Raw genomic sequence first — 15,762 nt, forward strand, 5'->3', positions numbered from 1 at the left:
CCCCGCGCCCCTAAAAGCCTGTGGCTGAGCCAACTGTTCCGGCTACGGCCGACCCCCTAGGGGCGCGGGGAACTGCGCGAGCAACCCCACACGGCCCGCAGCCAAAGGGACATTCGCGAAGCGGGGTACAGGGGGCGACAGCCCCGCCCAGGGGTGCAGGGGACGGAGTCCCCGGGGAGACCGCCTGCCCCCGCCCCTCCCCCGCCCCCGGAGGGTTTGGGGAAGGGGCGGGGAGGGGCGACCCCTGGCTCACCCCGCCAGGGCCTGCTCCGCTCGGGGCTGTACCGGGAACGGGCGGTGCGACGGGTCCCGTACCTCGCCCACCAGCATCTCCAGGACGTCCTCCAGGGCCACCAGCCCCAGCACCCGCCCCGACGCGTCCGCCACCTGCGCGAGGTGCGCCGCAGCCCGCCGCATCACGGTGAGCGCGTCGTCGAGCGGCAGCTCGGCCCGGAGCGTGACCAGCGGGCGCCACACCTGCTGCGGCACCGCCCGCTCCCGCTCCTCCAGGTCCAGGACGTCCTTGACGTGGAGGAACCCCATGAAGGCGCCCCCCTCCGCGCAGACGGGGAAGCGCGAGTACCCGGTACGGACCGTCAGCTCCTCCAGCTGCCGGGGCGTCACCGAGGTGCCGACCGTGACCAGGGACGACCGGTCGAGCAGGACGTCCGTCACCGGCCGGCTGCCCAGCTCCAGGGCGTCCTCCAGCCGCTCCATCTCCCGCGGGTCCAGGAGCCCGGCCTGTCCGGAGTCCTCCACCATGCGGTTCAGCTGCTCGCTGGTGAAGACCGTCTCCACCTCGTCCTTGGGCTCCACCCGGAACGCCCGCAGCACCAGCCGCGCGCACGTGCCCAGCGCGACCGTGACCGGGCGGCAGACCCGGGCGAACGCGACGAGGCCGGGACTGAACCAGAGCGCGGTCTTCTCGGGCGCCGCCATCGCCAGGTTCTTCGGGACCATCTCGCCGATGACGAGGTGGAGGAAGACGACGAGGGCGAGCGCGATCGCGTAACCGAGGGGGTGGATAAGTCCCGCCGGGACCCGGGCGGCCTCGAACACCGGCTCGAGGAGGTGGGCCACGGTGGGCTCGGCCACCGCGCCCAGCGTCAGCGAGCAGACGGTGATGCCGAACTGCGCGGCCGCCATCATCTGCGGCAGGTTCTCCAGACCGTGGAGCACCTGCCGGGCCCGCGCCGACTGGGACGCGAGGGGTTCGATCTGGCTGCGGCGCACGGAGACCAGGGCGAACTCGGCCCCGACGAAGAAGCCGTTCGCCAGCACCAGCAGCAGGGCGAAGAAGAGTTGCAACAGGCTCATCGCACGGCCTCCGCCACGCTCTTGACGTCGGCGGTACGGACGAAGCGCACCCGCTCGGCACGGTAGCGCCCGACCCGGCGGACCTGGATCCGCCAGCCGGGCAGCTCGGCGCGGTCACCGGGGACGGGGATGCGTCCGAGCAGGTCGGCGACGAGTCCGGCGACCGTCTCGTACGGCCCGTCCGGCGCGTCCAGTCCTATCCGGCGCAGGCTCAGCACCCGGCAGCTGCCGTCGGCCTCCCACGCGGGGCGGCCGTCGTCGCTCGCCACGGCGGCGAGCTCGGGCCCGGTGTCGCCCTCGGTGTCGTGCTCGTCGCGCACCTCGCCGACGAGCTCCTCCACGATGTCCTCCAGGGTGACGACCCCGGCCGTGCCGCCGTACTCGTCGACGACCACGGCTATCGGCTGCTCGCTGCGCAGCCGCTCCAGGAGCTGCTGCACGGGCAGGGTCTCGGGCACCAGCAGGGGCGGCACGGCGATCCGCGCGGCCGGTGTGCGGTGACGCTCCTGCGGCGGCACCGCGAGCGCGTCCTTGAGGTGGACCATGCCGACGACCTCGTCGATCCGCTCCCGGTAGACGGGGAAGCGGGAGAGCCCGGTGGCCCGGGTGAGGTTGAGGACGTCGGCGGCGGTCGCGGAGGTCTGGAGCGCGCTCACCTTCACGCGCGGCGTCATCACGTTCGCCGCGGTGAGCCTGCCGAGCGCCAGGGTGCGGACGAACAGGTCGACGGTGTCCTGCTCGATGGCTCCGGCGCGCGCCGAGTGGCGGGCCAGGGAGACCAGTTCGCCCGGCGTGCGGGCGGAGGCGAGTTCGTCGGCCGGCTCCACGCCGAGCGCCCGGACCAGCCGGTTGGCGACGGTGTTCAGGAGGGCGATGACGGGCCGGAAGAGCCGGGAGAAGCGGCTCTGCGGGCCGGCGACGAACCGCGCGACCTGGAGGGGCCGCGAGACCGCCCAGTTCTTGGGGACGAGTTCGCCGATCACCATCTGGACGGCGGAGGCGAGCAGCATGCCGACGACGACGCTCACCCCGGGCGCCACCCGGGCCGGCAGGCCGGCCGCGGTGAGCGGCCCGTCGAGCAGTCCGGCGAGCGCGGGCTCGGCGAGCATGCCGACGACGAGCGAGGTGATGGTGATGCCGAGCTGGGTGCCGGAGAGCTGGAAGGACAGCTCGCGCAGGGCCGCCACGACGGTGCCGGCCCGGCGGTCGCCGTCGGCGGCGGCCTGCTCGGCGTCCGGACGCTCCACGGTGACCAGGCCGAACTCGGCGGCCACGAAGAACCCGTTGGCGAGGATGAGAAGGAATGCCGCGGCGAGCAGCAGAAGGGGGGTGGTCATGCCGCCGCCTCCTGCGAAGGGGCGGCGCGGGTACTACCGGACAATCCGTCCATTGCTGGAGGGAGTCACTCCTCGGGTCGCTGGTGCCCCGCAGGCGCGTGGTGCCGCCTTCCGCGCGGGGCCGGCGCGTTGCGCGCCACGTCCACCAGGGTAGCTATTGAGATCGTCGCCGCAATGCCTGCCCCGGTGCTGAAAGGGGGAGGGTCAGCCGTCCTGGCGGGTGCCGTGCGTCTCGGCGAGCGCGCGCAGCGCGCGGGCGTCGCGGATGGCCCGCTCCTTGGCGATGCCGGGCTGGATGCCGAGCGCGGGCAGGCTGGTGCCGTCGCTGAGGTCCAGGAAGACCCAGGGGTCGCCGGGGCGCAGGTTCACGCGCAGGATCTCGGCCCAGGCGAGCCGCCGGGTCCGGGTGAGGTTGACGACGGTGACGCCCGTGTCGTCGGCGACGACCTTGGGCCGGCTCAGCAGCGCGAGGACCGCGAAGAAGACCGCGGCGGTGAACACGAAACTCGCCCGCTCGCCCCCGCTCATGTTCTCCAGGAGCAGTGCGATGCCGGTGATCACGGCGAACATCACGGCGCCCACGCTCAGCAGCACGGCCCGGGTGCGGGTCGGCCGGAACGTGACCGGGAGAGCGGGGAGCTGGGGCGCGGGGGCGGACACGGGGAACGTCACTTCCGTACGGGGATCGGGGGGCCGGGCGGACCGGTCAGAGGCGGCAGGCGTGGATGGCCGTGGTGAGGATGGCGCGGGCGCCCAGCTCGTACAGGTCGTCCATGATCCGCTGGGCTTCCTTGGCCGGGACCATGGCACGCACCGCGACCCAGCCCTCGTTGTGGAGCGGCGAGATGGTCGGCGACTCCAGGCCGGGGGTGAGGGCGACGGCCCGCTCCAGGTGCTCGGCGCGGCAGTCGTAGTCCATCATCACGTAGCTGCGGGCGACCAGGACGCCCTGGAGGCGGCGCAGGAACTGCTGGACCTTGGGGTTCTCGGCGTCGGCGCCGGTGCGGCGGATGACGGCCGCCTCCGACTTCATGATCGGGTCGCCGAAGACCTCGAGACCCGCGTTGCGCAGCGAGGTGCCGGTCTCCACGACGTCCGCGATGACCTGGGCGACGCCCAGCTCGATGGCGGTCTCCACGGCGCCGTCGAGGTGCACCACGGAGGCGGCGACACCGGCCTCGGCCAGGTGCTTGGCGACGATGCCCTCGTAGGAGGTGGCGATCGTCTTGCCCGCCAGGTCCTCGATGCCCGAGACGGTGCCGGGCTTGGCGGCGAAGCGGAAGGTGGAGCGGGCGAAGCCGAGCGGCAGGATCACCTCGGCGTCGGCACCCGAGTCGATCAGCAGGTCCTCGCCGGTGATGCCGATGTCGAGCTTGCCCGCCGACACGTAGATCGCGATGTCCTTGGGGCGGAGGTAGAAGAACTCGACCTCGTTGGCCGGGTCGACCAGGACGAGTTCCTTGGACTCCTTGCGCATCTGGTAGCCGGCCTCATGGAGCATCGCCGACGCAGGTCCGGACAGTGAACCCTTGTTGGGGACGGCGATGCGCAGCATGAGGTCGGCTTCCTTCGGGTGAGGGGGTGGGATGTGCGGGTGTGCTCAGAGGTGCGCGTAGACGTCGTCGAGGGAGATCCCGCGCGCGACCATCATCACCTGGACGTGGTACAGCAGCTGCGAGATCTCCTCGGCGGCGGCGTCCTTGCTCTCGTACTCGGCGGCCATCCAGACCTCGGCGGCCTCCTCGACGACCTTCTTGCCGATGGCATGCACACCCTTGTCCACCAGTTCGGCGGTGCGGGAGGTGGACGGGTCGCCGTTGGCGGCCTTGAGCTGGAGCTCGGTGAAGAGCTCTTCGAAACTCTTGGAGGGTTTGTTCGCCATGATGCTTCTCAGGGTAAGGGGTGCGTCCCTGCCACTCAGCGCCAGGGTTCGCTGACGGTGCGCAGCGTGGCGGCCGTGGCGACGGCGGCGGTGACCGCTTCGTGGCCCTTGTCCTCGTTCGACCCTTCGAGGCCGGCCCGGTCCAGGGCCTGCTCCTCGGTGTCGCAGGTCAGCACGCCGAATCCGACGGGTACGCCGGTGTCGATGCTGACCTGGGTGAGACCGTTGGTGACACCCTGGCACACATAGTCGAAGTGCGGTGTACCGCCCCTGATGACGACGCCCAGGGCGACGACCGCGTCGTACCCGCGGCCCGCGCAGACCTTGGCGACGACCGGCAGCTCGAAGCTGCCGGGGACGCGCAGCAGCGTCGGCTCGTCGATGCCGAGCTCGTGCAGGGCGCGCAGGGCGCCGTCGACGAGTCCGTCCATGACCTTCTCGTGCCACTGCGCCGCGATCACGGCGACGCGGAGGTCTGCGCAGTTGCGTACGGACAGTTCGGGTGCGCCCTTGCCACTCACGTGCTACTCCTCGGTGATCTGTTGCTGTTGCGGGTGCCGCTGTCGGTGTCGTTACTGGTTGCCGCAGGTCGACGCTGCCGCGTCCAGCCACGGCAGGTCGTGCCCCATCCGGTCGCGCTTGGTGCGCAGGTACCGCAGATTGTGCTCGCCCGCCTTGACCGGCATCGGCTCACGGCCGGTGACCTTCAGGCCGTGGCGGACCAGGGCGTCGGTCTTCTCGGGGTTGTTGGTCATCAGCCGCAGGCTGCGCACGCCCAGGTTCTGGAGGATCTGCGCGCCGGCCGCGTAGTCGCGGGCGTCGGCGGGCAGGCCGAGCTCCAGGTTGGCGTCGAGCGTGTCGCGGCCGCGCTCCTGGAGCTCGTAGGCGCGCAGCTTGGAGAGCAGTCCGATGCCGCGCCCCTCGTGGCCGCGCAGATAGACCACGACGCCGCGGCCCGCCTCGGTGATGCGCTCCATGGAGGCCTGGAGCTGGGGGCCGCAGTCGCAGCGCTGCGAGTGGAAGATGTCGCCGGTCAGGCACTCGGAGTGGACGCGCACCAGCACGTCCTCGCCGTCGCCGAGCTCGCCGTGGACGAGGGCGACGTGCTCGACGCCGTCGACGGTGGAGCGGTAGCCGTAGGCGGTGAACTCCCCGAAGGAGGTGGGGAGGTGGACCTCGGCCTCGCGGCGCACGGTGGGCTCGCTGGAGCGGCGGTAGGCGATCAGGTCCTCGATGGAGATGATCGTCAGACCGTGCTTGCGGGCGAACGGGATGAGCTCGGGCAGCCGCAGCATGACGCCGTCCTCACCGGCGATCTCCACGATCGCGCCGGCCGGGGCGAGCCCCGCGAGCCGGGCGAGGTCGACCGCGGCCTCGGTGTGGCCGTTGCGCACGAGGACGCCGCCGGGCTTGGCGCGCAGCGGGAAGATGTGGCCGGGGCGGACGAAGTCACCGGCCTCGGCCTGCCCGTGGGCGAGCAGGCGCAGGGTGGTGGCGCGGTCGGCGGCGGAGATGCCGGTGGAGACGCCGTGCGCGGCGGACGCGTCGACCGAGACGGTGAAGGCGGTCTTCATCGACTCGGTGTTGTGGTCGACCATCTGCGGCAGCTTCAGCCGGTCGAGCGCGTCGCCCTCCATGGGCGCGCAGATCAGCCCGCGGCACTCGCTCATCATGAACGCGACGATCTCGGGGGTCGCCTTCTCGGCGGCGATGACGAGGTCGCCCTCGTTCTCGCGGTCCTCGTCGTCCACGACCACGACCGGCCGACCCGCCGCGATGTCGCGGATCGCCTGCTCGACGGGGTCGAGGGAGAGGTCCTCGCGGTTGTCGGTGGAGTACCAGGTGGGTGTGGTGGCGCTCATGCCGCCGCTCCTTCCAGGACGGGCTGCGCGCTCGTACGGGAGCGCAGCCACCAGTCGCGCAGGCCCCACAGGACGATGGCGCCGTAGATGACGTAGACGAAGCCGGAGAAGGCGAAACCGTTGGCGAAGTTGAGCGGCACGCCCACGGCGTCGACGAGCAGCCAGGCGAACCAGAACTCGACCATGCCGCGCGCCTGGGCGTACATGGCGACGATCGTGCCGACGAAGATGTACGCGTCCGGCCACGGGTCCCACGACAGCGTCGGGTAGGCGGTGAACAGCGCGCCGACCGCGAGGGTGCCGAGGGCCGCGCCCGCGGCGAGCAGTCCGCGCTCGCGCCAGGTGGCGAAGCGCACCGCGATGGAGCCGTCCCGGCCCTGGCGCCGTCCGCCGCGCCACTGGTACCAGCCCCACAGCGCCACCACGATGACCACCAACTGCTTGCCGGCGCTGCCGGAGAGGTGGGCGGTGCTGAACGCGGCGAGCAGGATGACGCCGGACAGGAGCTGGGCGGGCCAGGTCCATATGGAGCGCCGCCAGCCGAGCGCGAGGGCGATCAGACCTACCGTGTTGCCGATCATGTCGGACCACATGATGTGCTGGTCGAAGGCGGTGAACGCCTCGGAGTTGAGCCAGTTCACTTCGGGTCCTCCTGGCCGCGGGCGCCGAGCAGGCGCTCGACGTACTTGGCGATCACGTCGACCTCCAGGTTGACCGGGTCGCCGGGCTGCTTGCGGCCGAGCGTGGTCAGCGCGAGGGTGGTGGGGATGAGGCTGATGGTGAAGTAGTCGGGGCCGGCCTCGACGACGGTGAGGCTGACGCCGTCGACGGTGATCGAGCCCTTCTCGACGACGTACCGGGAGAGCTCCGCGGGCAGCGAGACCTTGACGATCTCCCAGTTCTCCGACGGGGTGCGCGCCACGATGGCGCCGGTGCCGTCGACATGGCCCTGGACGATGTGCCCGCCGAGGCGCCCGCCCACGGCCATGGGCCGCTCCAGGTTGACGCGGGAGCCGACGTCGAGGGCGCCGAGGCTGGAGCGCTTCAGCGTCTCCTCCATGACGTCGGCGGTGAACTCGCCGTCGCCGCTCTCCACGACGGTCAGACAGACTCCGTTGACGGCGATCGAGTCGCCGTGCCGGGCTCCCTCGGTGACGACGGGGCCGCGCAGACGGAAGCGGGAGGAGTCGCCGAGCTTCTCGACGGCGGTGACCTCACCCAGCTCTTCGACGATTCCGGTGAACACGCTCAACGCTCCTTGGGAGTGGCACTGATACGGAGATCGGGGCCGATGCGGACGGTCTCGGTCAGTTCGAGCCGCAACGCCTCGGCGATCGTGGTGATTCCGCCGCCGGCCAGGGCCGCGGGGCCCGCGCCGAGCAGGACGGGTGCGAGGTAGCCGACGACCTTGTCGACCGCGCCCGCGGCGACGAAGGCCCCGGCGAGGGCCGGGCCGCCCTCCAGGAGCACGGACCGCACGCCCCGGCCGTGCAGGGCGGCCAGCAGCGCCGGGATGTCCAGACCGGTGGCGGCGCGGGGCAGCCGCACCACCTCGGTGCCCGCCAGATGGGCGGTGTCGGCGTCCTCGGCGACCGCGATCAGGGTCGGGGCTGCGCCGTCGAGGACCCGGGCGCCGGGCAGTACGGCCGCGGCCTCGGTGTCGACGACGACCCGCAGCGGCTGGACGGCGCCGTCGATCCCGCGCACGGCGAGGTGGGGGTCGTCGGCGCGGGCGGTCCCGGAGCCCACGACCACCGCGTCCGCCTCGGCGCGCAGCCGGTGGACGTCGGCGCGGGAGGCGTCCGAGGTGATCCAGCGGCTGCTGCCGTCCTCGGCCGCGATCCGGCCGTCCAGGGTCGCGGCGTACTTCCACAGGACGTACGGGCGGCCGAGCCGTACGGAGGTGAGCCAGGCGGCGTTGCCGGCCTCGGCCTCGGCCGCGAGCAGGCCCTGCTCCACCTCGACGCCGGCCGCCGCGAGCGTGTCGGCGCCCCCGGTGGCCTGCGGGTTCGGGTCGCCGACCGCGTACACGACGCGGGTGACGCCGGCCGCGATGAGCGCCTGGGCGCAGGGGCCGGTGCGACCGGTGTGGTTGCAGGGTTCGAGGGTGACGTAGGCGGTGCCGCCCCGGGCCCGGTCGCCCGCGGCGGACAGGGCGTGGACCTCGGCGTGCGGGCCGCCGGCCCTCTGGTGGAAGCCCTCGCCGACGACGGCGCCCGAGGCGTCGGTGATGACGCACCCGACGACCGGGTTGGGGCTGGTGGAGCCGAGTCCGCGCGCGGCGAGCTCGACGGCTCGGCGCATGGCGTCTGCGTCGGCTGCGGTGGCCACCGGGTCCTCCTGCCTCTTCGGGCACGGACTCCGGGGCTGTCGATGAACGACAGAGAGCGGGAACAGGGCCGTACAGACAGCTCACGCAGGGCCGAAGGACACCGATCGCCCATGACGGCGATCAGCGGAACGGCCGGCATGAGCCCTGAGGGCCCGCCCGCCGCGCACTGCCTCCCATCCGGACTTTCACCGTCGGTCCAGGAATTCCACCTGGTCAACCGGCCACTGGATGCGGCCGGGTCGCGGACTATTACCGCCGGTTCGGAATTACACCGACCCCGGAGTGCGCTGCTGCTGGTACAGGGTCAGTGTGCCACGACTGATCGTCGGCCATACGGGCGAACATCTATGGCCTGGGTCACAGTCCGGTAGCGGCCGGTAACGGAGGTTCGCCTTCCACCACCCCGCTCGCCCCCCGGGGCCCCTGCATTGGTCCATACCTATTGACGCTCTGGTCTAGTCCTCTTAATCTCCGTGTCACCTCCGAGGTGAGGCCCGCCGGTGTGCGCACACCGGGGCCGCCGCACGACCGCACGCCGTCCGCCGTGTCCCACCGACCTCCCCTGGAGGAACAGATCGTGCTGTCCCCCACTCGTACGAGAGCCACGCTGCTCGCGACCGGTGCCGCGGTCGCGGGGCTGCTGCTCTCCACGCTCTCCACGGGCGTCTCGCACGCCGCCGACAACGAAGTGTGCCGCCCCGACGGGCTCTACCGGACTCCGGGCGTCGACGTCCCGTACTGCTCCGTGTACGACACCGAGGGCCGCGAGAAGATGGGCGCGGACCACCAGCGCCGGGTCATCGGCTACTTCACCGGCTGGCGCACCGGCCAGGACGGGACCCCGGCCTACCTCGCCTCCGACATCCCGTGGGACAAGGTCACCCACGTCAACTACGCCTTCGCGCACATCGGTCCCGACAACAGGATCTCCGTCGGCGGCGGCGAGAAGAACGCGGCGACCGGGATGACCTGGCCGGGCGTGGCCGGGGCCGAGATGGACCCCGCGCTCCCCTACAAGGGCCACTTCAACCTCCTGAACAAGTTCAAGAAGCAGCACCCGAACGTGAAGACGCTGATCTCGGTGGGCGGCTGGGCCGAGACGGGCGGCTACTTCGGCGACGACGGCAAGCGCGTGGCCTCGGGCGGCTTCTACTCGGTGGCCACCAACGCGGACGGCTCGGTGAACCAGCCGGGCATCGACACCTTCGCGGACTCGGCCGTCGCCTTCGTCAAGAAGTACGGCTTCAACGGCGTCGACATCGACTACGAGTACCCCACGACGATGAAGGACGCGGGCAACCCGCTGGACTGGACGCTGTCCAACGCGCGCCGGGCGGGCCTGGTCAAGGGCTACGCGGTGCTGATGAAGTCGCTGCGCGAGAAGCTGGACCGCGCGGGGGCGGCCGACGGGAAGCACTACCTGCTGTCCGTCGCCGCGCCCTCGTCCGGCTATCTGCTGCGCGGTATGGAGACCTTCCAGGTCCAGAAGTACCTGGACTACGTCAACATCATGTCGTACGACCTGCACGGCGCCTGGAACGAGTACGTGGGCCCGAACGCCTCGCTCTTCGACGACGGCAAGGACGCGGAACTCGCCGCGGCGGGCGTCTACTCGACCTCCCAGTACGGCGGGACCGGGTACCTCAACGCCGACTGGGCCTACCACTACTTCCGCGGTTCGATGCCGGCCGGGCGCATCAACATGGGCCTGCCGTACTACACCCGGGGCTTCAAGAACGTGACCGGCGGGACGGACGGGCTGTGGGGCAGGGCCGCGTCCACCAGCTGTCCGGCCGGGTCGGGGCTGACCAAGTGTGGTGACGGCGCGACCGGCATCGACAACCTCTGGCACGACCTCGACGACAACGGCAAGGAGGCCCCGGCGGGCTCCAACCCGATGTGGCACGCCAAGAACCTGGAGAAGGGCGTCGTCGGCGACTACGTGACCCGGTACGGCTTCCCGGCCGACACCAGGCTGACCGGCGCCTACGCGCGCAAGTACAGCGCGGCGCTGGTAGCGCCGTGGCTGTGGAACGACCAGAAGAAGGTCTTCCTGTCCACCGAGGACGAGCAGTCGGTGAACGCCAAGGCCGACTACGTGGTCGACAGGGGCATCGGCGGCACGATGGTCTGGGAGCTCGCGGGCGACTACCGGTACAACGCGGCCAAGGGCCAGTACGAGCCGGGCTCCACGCTGACGTCCGCGATGTACGACAAGTTCAGGACGGCCGCCCCCTACGGCGCCAAGCGCTCCTCGGTCACCCTGCCGACGCAGGCGCTCGACATCGGCGTGGACTTCGGGCAGTTCCCGCTCGGCGACTCCAACTACCCGATCAGCCCGAAGGTGACGCTCACCAACCGCACCCGGGCGACGCTGCCGGGCGGCACGGAGTTCCAGTTCGACTACGGCACCTCGGCGCCGGCGAACGCCAAGGACCAGTCGGGCTTCGGTACGACGATCGTGCGCAGCGACCACACCGGCAGCAACGTGGGCGGTCTGAAGGGTGACTACAACCGGGTCTCGCTGAAGCTGCCGGCCTGGCAGTCGCTGGCCCCGGGCGCCTCGGTGACGCTGGACTTCGTCTACTACCTGCCGGTGTCCACGCCCTCCAACTGGACGGTCACCTTCGGCGGCCGCACCTACGCGGTGGCCGGGGACCTCACCCGCGGCGCGACGCCCACCGAGCCGGACACCGGCACCACAGGCGGGACGACCGGGGGGACCACAGGGGGCACGACCGGCGGGACCACGGGCGGCACGACCGGCGGCACCACGGGCGGCACGACCGGCGGGTCCACCGGGGGCACCACGGGCGGTGGCTCCTGTGCCGCGCCCGTCTGGTCGGCCACGGCCGAGTACGGCGGCGGCACGACCGTCTCGCACAAGTCCCACACCTGGAAGTCGAAGTGGTGGACGAAGGGCGAGGAGCCCGGGACCACCGGCGAGTGGGGCGTCTGGCAGGACCTCGGGACCTGCTGAGGTCCCGCCCCCGAACGCCCGGCGGTGCGCCTCGGGGCCCTTGCCGCCCCGCCGGGCACCCCCGCCGAAGCACCCGCGCCCCGGCCGGAATCCCCGGCCGGGGCGCGGTGCGTCAGGGCCCGAACAGCTCGTCCTGAGCGGCGTCCCGGGCCGCGAGCAGGGCCCCGCGCAGCACCGCCCGGTCCCCGAGTCCGCTGGGCCCCACCTCCGCGCCGAGCGGGGTGAGGGCGGCGAGCCGGGCCCGTACGCGGGCGGCGAGCCGGGCGCCGCCCGCGTGACCGAGTTCGCCGCCCAGGACGATCAGACCCGGGTCCAGTACGGAGACCACGGCCGCCGCGCCGATGGCGATCCGCTCGGCGAGCGCGTCGAGGAACGGGCCCTCCGCCTCCCGTACCAGGGTCTCGGCGCCGCCCCTCAGCCCGTGCCCGGCGGCGAGCCGCAGCACCGCGTCGGCGCCCGCGAGCGCGTGGAACCCGCCGTCGCAGCCGGTCGCGGACGGCAGCCCCCCGGTGCCCGGGACGGGCAGGAAGCCGATTTCGCCCGCGCCGCCGGACGCGCCCCGGCGCAGCTTCCCGTCCAGGAAGACCGCGGCCCCCACGCCCTGGCCCAGCCAGAACAGTACGAAGTCGCTCTGTCCGCGCGCGGCGCCGAGGCGGTGCTCGGCCATCGCCGCCAGGTTCACCTCGTTCTCGACGAGGACCGCGGCCGACAGCCGCCCCTGGAGGGCGGGGACCAGCGCCCGGTGCCAGGCGGGCAGGCCGGTGCTGTCGCGCAGCTCGCCCGTCGCCGGGTCGATCAGGCCGGGCGCCCCGATCCCGATGCTGTGCAGCCGCGCGGCGCCCGCCTCCTTCGCGGTGCGCTCCAGGAGCGCCACCGCCTGTTCCACCGCCGGCCCCGTCCCGGCCCCGGCGTCGATCGGCAGGGCGGCCCGGGCGAGGGTCGCGCCGAGCAGGTCCGCCACGACCACGGTGACGCTGTCGGTGCGTACGTCGAGGGCGGCGAGGTGCGCGCGGTCGGCGACGATCCCGTACAGCTTGGCGTTGGGGCCGCGCCGCTCCGCGCCGGACTCCCCCACGACCCGGACCAGGCCCGAGCCCTGGAGCCGTTCGACGAGATCGGCGACGGTGGGTCGGGACAGACCGGTGAGCTCCTTGAGCTGAGCCGCCGTCAGCGGCCCCTCGTCCTGGAGCAGACGCAGGGCGAGGCGGTCGTTGATGACCCGGGCGGTGCTCGGTGATGCGGGCATGCCGGGATCCTTCCAGACGACCGAAACCCGTTGGACGGCGGAGTATTTATCAGGCAGGGTTCCTGATAGTTTATCGCGGGCACCGGACCACAGCGACCATTTCCAGGGGAGGACCGGCCGGATGAGGACCGAAGCGGACGTCGGCACACGGCAGTTGAGGCGGGCCAGGATCGCGATCGCCGCGGTGTTCTGCGTCCACGGCACGGTCACCGGGAACTTCGCCACCCGGGTCCCCTGGATCCAGGAGCACACCGGCATCTCCACCGGCCAGCTCGGGCTCGCGCTCGCGTTCCCCGCCATCGGCTCGTCGCTGCTGATGCCGCTCTCCGGCGCGGTCACACACCGCCTCGGGGCGCGCCGGGCGCTGCGCGGGCTGCTCGCCCTGTGGACCCTGGCCCTCGCCCTCCCGGCGCTGGTCCCGAACCTCTACACGCTCTGTGCGGCGCTCTTCGTGTTCGGGGCGACGGCGGGCCTGTCGGACGTGGCCATGAACGCGCTGGGCGTGGAGACCGAGGACCGGCTCGGGCGGTCCATCATGTCGGGGCTGCACGGCATGTGGAGCGCGGGCGCCCTGATCGGCTCGACCGCCGGCACGCTCGCCGCGCACCTCGGCGTCGACGCGCGCGTGCACCACCTCGTCGCGGCGGCCGTCCTCACCGCGCTGGGCGCGCTCGTCTGCGGCGCCGTGCTGGATCTGCGCAGCGCGCCCGACGAGGTTCCGCCGCCGCGCTTCACCCTGCCGCCGAGGACGGCGGTGGTGATCGGCCTGGTCGCGTTCTGCGCGGTGTTCGCCGAGGGGGCGAGCCTGGACTGGTCGGCGGTCTACCTGCGGGACACCATGGACGCGTCGGCCGGGCTCGCCGCCGCCTCGACCACGGCGTTCACCCTGACCATGACGGTGGCGCGGATCGCGGGCGACCGGGTCGTGGACCGGTTCGGCGCGGTACGGACGGTCCGCTGCGGCGGCGCGCTGGCCACGGCGGGCGGGCTCGCGGTGGTGCTGGCGCCCGCGCCGGCCGTGGCGATGGCCGGGTTCGCCCTGGTGGGGCTGGGGGTCGCGGTGGTGGTGCCGCTGGCGTTCGCGGCGGCCGGGCGCAGCGGCCCCCACCCGAGCCAGGCCATCGCGGGCGTCGCCACCATCACGTACACCTCGGGCCTCGTGGCCCCCTCGACGATCGGCGGCATCGCCGATCTGACGTCCCTGGTGGTGTCGTTCGGCCTGGTGACGGTGTTGGCGCTGGGGCTGGTCGCGGGGGCGAACGTACTGCGTACGGGAGGGCGTGCCCGGGCGACGGGCGGCGGGGCCGCCGTGGAGGCGGCACCGGCGCGGTCCACCGGCACCGCCCCCTAGGGTGTGTCGCGAGAGTCCCGCCTGCCCCGCGACGCCCGGCACGCCCTGGCGCGGCCCGCGGCTGAACCGTATGGGGGGCGGTTCAGCCGGGACGCTCCTTCCGCACCGGGCGGCCCCTGGGCCCCGGGTGCCGGACGCGACTCAGCCGGCGATCGAGTCCAGTTGTTCGGCGGCGGGCCGCAGCGCCCACAGGTCGCCGCCGGGCGGGGCCTGGAGCCTCGGGACGGCCGCGCGGGCCGTGCGGTCGCCCGCGTCGGCCGCCGCGTGCACCACGTCGCTCGCCGCGTACCGGTGGAACTCCAGCTCCGGGTGGGGCCAGGCGGCCGCCCCGGTCGCCGCGGGCAGCAGATAGTCGACGGCCCTGAACAGGCTCTGGCCCTGCGGCCCCCGGTAGCCCCAGAGGTCGACGCCGACGTGCCGGCCGATTGCGGCGAGCCTGCTGTACGCCACCCAGGTCGAAGACCGAGTAGTGCCAGCTGCGGGTGCGGGCGAGCTCCTGGGGCTGGCTGCCGTCGGCGGCGATCTGCGGGTCGACCCGCAGCTTCGCGGCGGCCCGGACGGTCCTCGCCGCCAGCGCCCGGTCGCCGGTGGCGAGGGCGAGCGCGGCGATCTGCATGTCCTGGAAGGTGCCGTGGTTGTTCCGGGCGGCCGACTCCTCCTTGCCGAACGGCGAGGTCAGCAGCCAGTCCAGGAACCTCTTGTTCCAGTCGCGCATCCGGGTACGGTCCTCGGCCCGCCAGCCGGGCGCGCCCAGGTCGAGGACGGCGACGGCGTCCAGGACGCCGGTGTACTGCTGGGAGAAGTCGATGATGCCGATCGCCCGGCCGTCGTACGCGCAGGGGATGAACTGGCCGTGGTCGAGGTTGGGGTTCATCGCGGTCGCCGGGTCCAGGAACCAGGTGCGCAGGGCGGCCGCGGCCTGCTCGGCGTACTGGGCCCGGCCGGTGTAGTACCAGGCGAGGCCGAGCGTGGTCACCGAGCTCACCATCCGGCCGAGGTCGAGGCGGTCGGTGCCGGTGTCGACCTCGGGGTTGCGCTGCCCGTCCCTCTGTACGTACGGGCAGCCCCAGGGGTTGTCGGCGGTCCTCGGCCGGGAGGGCCACCAGTACGGCGCCTGGCTGAGGTAGTCGTGGGGGTCGCCGCCCGGCGCGGGCCGCGGCTTGTCCACGACCGTCCAGGGGCCCTGCCCGAGCCGGGCGTCGGCCGCAGCGGTCAGCTTCCCGACGGCGGCGCGCAGCGCGGGGTCGCCCGCGTCGAGCCGCAGCCGCGTGTCCCTCATGCGCGCCCCGTCGACGACCACGGTGTGCGGGGCCCTGAGAGGCGCGGGCCGGGGAGCGGCGGCGTGCGAGGCCGTCGGGACGAGCGCCGGGGCGACGGCCGCCACCGCGGCCAGCAGGGCCACCAGTCGGCCGCGTCTTCCACCGGCGGCCATGCCGGATATTCCACCCATAGAGG

General features: G+C 72.9%; 13 protein-coding genes, 1 pseudogene and 1 riboswitch. Of the genes and pseudogenes, 2 read left to right on the forward strand and 12 right to left on the reverse strand.

All coding sequences use genetic code 11. The features are described from left to right. Window positions 1–249 precede the first annotated feature (249 nt). The 10 genes from ABZ404_RS21755 to ribD all read right to left on the reverse strand — a co-directional run bounded on the left by ABZ404_RS21755 (window position 250) and on the right by ribD (window position 8,729). On the reverse strand, window positions 250–1,317 hold the full coding sequence (locus ABZ404_RS21755; RefSeq protein WP_358836082.1) for a hemolysin family protein: 1,068 nt from the start codon (window positions 1,315–1,317) through the stop codon (window positions 250–252). Beyond that, window positions 1,314–2,654 carry a hemolysin family protein gene (locus ABZ404_RS21760; protein WP_358836081.1) on the reverse strand — a complete coding sequence of 447 codons (1,341 nt, stop codon included), beginning with the start codon at window positions 2,652–2,654 and terminating at the stop codon, window positions 1,314–1,316. The genes ABZ404_RS21755 and ABZ404_RS21760 overlap by 4 nt, the downstream gene beginning before the upstream one ends. 204 nt (window positions 2,655–2,858) lie before the next feature. Then, window positions 2,859–3,314, reverse strand: coding sequence for a PH domain-containing protein (locus ABZ404_RS21765; protein WP_358836083.1), 456 nt, complete (start codon window positions 3,312–3,314; stop codon window positions 2,859–2,861). 46 nt (window positions 3,315–3,360) lie between these two features. Beyond that, complete coding sequence (gene hisG / locus ABZ404_RS21770; RefSeq protein ID WP_358836080.1) at window positions 3,361–4,209, reverse strand: ATP phosphoribosyltransferase; 849 nt, start codon at window positions 4,207–4,209, stop codon at window positions 3,361–3,363. 45 nt (window positions 4,210–4,254) lie between these two features. Then, window positions 4,255–4,536, reverse strand: a complete 282-nt coding sequence (locus ABZ404_RS21775; protein ID WP_188275085.1) for a phosphoribosyl-ATP diphosphatase — start codon at window positions 4,534–4,536, stop codon at window positions 4,255–4,257. A 35-nt stretch (window positions 4,537–4,571) separates the two neighbouring features. After that, window positions 4,572–5,057 carry a 6,7-dimethyl-8-ribityllumazine synthase gene (ribH, locus tag ABZ404_RS21780; RefSeq protein ID WP_358836079.1) on the reverse strand — a complete coding sequence of 162 codons (486 nt, stop codon included), beginning with the start codon at window positions 5,055–5,057 and terminating at the stop codon, window positions 4,572–4,574. A gap of 51 nt (window positions 5,058–5,108) precedes the next feature. Continuing rightward, a complete protein-coding gene (locus tag ABZ404_RS21785; protein WP_358836078.1) occupies window positions 5,109–6,398 on the reverse strand; it encodes a bifunctional 3,4-dihydroxy-2-butanone-4-phosphate synthase/GTP cyclohydrolase II in 1,290 nt (429 codons plus the stop codon). Then, a complete protein-coding gene (locus ABZ404_RS21790; RefSeq protein ID WP_358836077.1) occupies window positions 6,395–7,039 on the reverse strand; it encodes a nicotinamide mononucleotide transporter family protein in 645 nt (214 codons plus the stop codon). The genes ABZ404_RS21785 and ABZ404_RS21790 overlap by 4 nt, the downstream gene beginning before the upstream one ends. After that, complete coding sequence (locus ABZ404_RS21795) at window positions 7,036–7,644, reverse strand: riboflavin synthase (protein ID WP_358836076.1); 609 nt, start codon at window positions 7,642–7,644, stop codon at window positions 7,036–7,038. Before ABZ404_RS21795 ends, ABZ404_RS21790 begins: the two co-directional genes overlap by 4 nt. Window positions 7,645–7,646: 2 nt before the next feature. Further along, window positions 7,647–8,729: a bifunctional diaminohydroxyphosphoribosylaminopyrimidine deaminase/5-amino-6-(5-phosphoribosylamino)uracil reductase RibD gene (ribD, locus tag ABZ404_RS21800; protein ID WP_358836075.1), complete on the reverse strand. Its 1,083-nt coding sequence runs from the start codon at window positions 8,727–8,729 to the stop codon at window positions 7,647–7,649. Between the two features lie 160 nt (window positions 8,730–8,889). After that, a riboswitch (FMN riboswitch) is annotated at window positions 8,890–9,020 on the reverse strand. Between the two features lie 287 nt (window positions 9,021–9,307). Here ribD and ABZ404_RS21805 point away from each other — a divergent pair. Continuing rightward, entirely contained in the window at window positions 9,308–11,710 is a 2,403-nt protein-coding gene (locus ABZ404_RS21805) for a chitinase C-terminal domain-containing protein (protein ID WP_358836074.1), read from the forward strand. A gap of 112 nt (window positions 11,711–11,822) precedes the next feature. Here ABZ404_RS21805 and ABZ404_RS21810 read toward each other — a convergent pair whose 3' ends face one another. Further along, window positions 11,823–12,956: an ROK family transcriptional regulator gene (locus tag ABZ404_RS21810; RefSeq protein ID WP_358990694.1), complete on the reverse strand. Its 1,134-nt coding sequence runs from the start codon at window positions 12,954–12,956 to the stop codon at window positions 11,823–11,825. A gap of 121 nt (window positions 12,957–13,077) precedes the next feature. Between ABZ404_RS21810 and ABZ404_RS21815 the strand changes: the two genes are divergently transcribed. Beyond that, window positions 13,078–14,307, forward strand: coding sequence for an MFS transporter (locus tag ABZ404_RS21815; RefSeq protein ID WP_358990697.1), 1,230 nt, complete (start codon window positions 13,078–13,080; stop codon window positions 14,305–14,307). Between the two features lie 141 nt (window positions 14,308–14,448). On the opposite strand, the pseudogene ABZ404_RS21820 reads toward ABZ404_RS21815, so the two are convergent. Beyond that, a pseudogene (locus ABZ404_RS21820) lies at window positions 14,449–15,739 on the reverse strand (alginate lyase family protein). Window positions 15,740–15,762 lie beyond the last annotated feature (23 nt).

The organism is Streptomyces sp. NPDC005878, assembly GCF_040629815.1.
GTDB lineage: Bacteria > Actinomycetota > Actinomycetes > Streptomycetales > Streptomycetaceae > Streptomyces.